General features: G+C 39.1%; 1 protein-coding gene. It reads right to left on the reverse strand.

What is annotated here, in order from left to right; genetic code table 11:
• Nucleotides 1–364: 364 nt before the first annotated feature.
• Nucleotides 365–1,651 (reverse strand): IS110 family transposase, encoded by a 1,287-nt coding sequence (locus OK414_RS29635; RefSeq protein ID WP_013060065.1) that lies wholly within the window; start codon nt 1,649–1,651, stop codon nt 365–367.
• Between the last annotated feature and the right edge of the window lie 118 nt (nt 1,652–1,769).

The following is a 1,769-nucleotide window of genomic DNA, read 5'->3' on the forward strand; positions in this document are numbered from 1 at the left end:
CTCCCTCTATAAATTGAGTAATATCAAGGGTTTATAGGGGGAAAATAAAATATAAAAAATTTTTTTATGTCCATTTCTAACCTTATATTTTCATTTTTATAAGAAACTGGTACTAAGGGGAATAGCTTCGCTATTCTTTTTCCATTATTTTAAAAAAAGATGGAGACATACATATAGTCGCACAATGGATCTCTATGTGCCTCATAGCGATGAAACCTCCCATGTCTCTCAGCGTCTTAGCGCCTACATTCCTTCGTTCAATCTGTCTATGAGATAGAGTTTGGTAATGCTAGTTTGCAAGGTCGAATGCCTGGAAAAATGCTTTATCCCAAATACTCCGTGCTTCATTTTTAATGGACAAAGGTTAAGCTCCTAGAGCTAAAGAAAGATGGGGAATATCTCGTATCATTCGCTCTTCATCAAATGGACATTGTTTCTGACCTACAGTATGTAGAACACGAACTAACTTCCCACAAAGTACAATCAGTGATTGTTTCTTACGTAAAGGATTTTCTTGTCTCGTTGTATAGTACTGATGCAGAGCCTTAAAGGCTCGATTATGTCGAACAAGGGGCATAACAGTCCGAAAGAGCAAAGCCCTCAATTTAGCTCTTCCTCGTTTGGTAATTCGTGTTTGTCCTTTATGCTTTCCTGAGCTGGATTCTCGCAAATTTAATCCCGCGTATTTTAAGATTTGGCGTGGATTTTCAAAGTTTTTAATATCACCTAACTCAGAATAAAGTTCAATAACAGTTACCATCCCAACACCAGGTACAGTCAGCATTTCAGCAATACCCGGCAGGGTCAGCACAAGGTCTTCCAATTGTTTTTCTAATGCATGTAGTTCTTCTTTAAGCATCTTATATCGTTTGATATTTGTGGCTATTTCTCGTTGTGCCATCTGTAGTCCAACCGTTAACCCTACTGAACGTCCAGCAGCCTCTTGAAGTCGCTGTATTCGTTTATGGCTTGGGCGTTGTACGCCTCCGTAAGTGGACCATATTTCTGCCACCCTTTCGGGTGTTGTTTGATTAAGTTGAACTGGAAGAGGAATATGTTCTAGCGTGGCCAACGCCATCTTTCCACTCCAGTCTTTAAAAACGGTTAAAAACTCTGGGAAATACTTATCCAGCCAATTATGAATCCGTCCTTGTAGAGCCTGTAAATCACCTACAATTTGGTTTCTAATTGTAATTCCTGCCTTTACTTCTGCATCTTGATCCATTGGTAAGCGAGGATAAGAAAATCGACCATCTTTTATCAGTTGAGCGATAACTCTAGCATCCTTGATATCATTTTTCGTTGGAGAGTTATCGTCGAGTTCTTTACTTCGCTTAACGTGCAGAGGATTAACGACTCCGAAGGAGACAAGTCTTTCTTTTAGTGTATAGGCTAGATTTAACCAGTAATGACCTGTAGGTTCCATACCAACTAGAACATCAGATTTCTCATGTTTATGTTGCATCTCTTCCAACCAGGCAAAGAATCCTTCAAATCCTTCTTTTGTATTCGTGAAGGTTAGAGCTTTCCCAAGAATTTTCCCACGATCATCTTGGGCGCGAGCAACATGCTTAAATTTAGCAATATCTACCCCGACAATCAGCGTATGGGGTGTAACTTGATTTAACTTTTCGTTTTGAGTACAATTCATAAGAGTCCTCCTTGAATGATGAATTGAAGTCATGGCCATGACCTTCTGCATCATATCAAGGGGACTTTTTTATTTCAAGACACCAAGTAATTTCAAACAGGAATGCTAGTTAACATAA

It is taken from the genome of Priestia sp. JV24, from assembly GCF_025910025.1.
Taxonomy (GTDB): Bacteria; Bacillota; Bacilli; order Bacillales; family Bacillaceae_H; genus Priestia; species Priestia megaterium.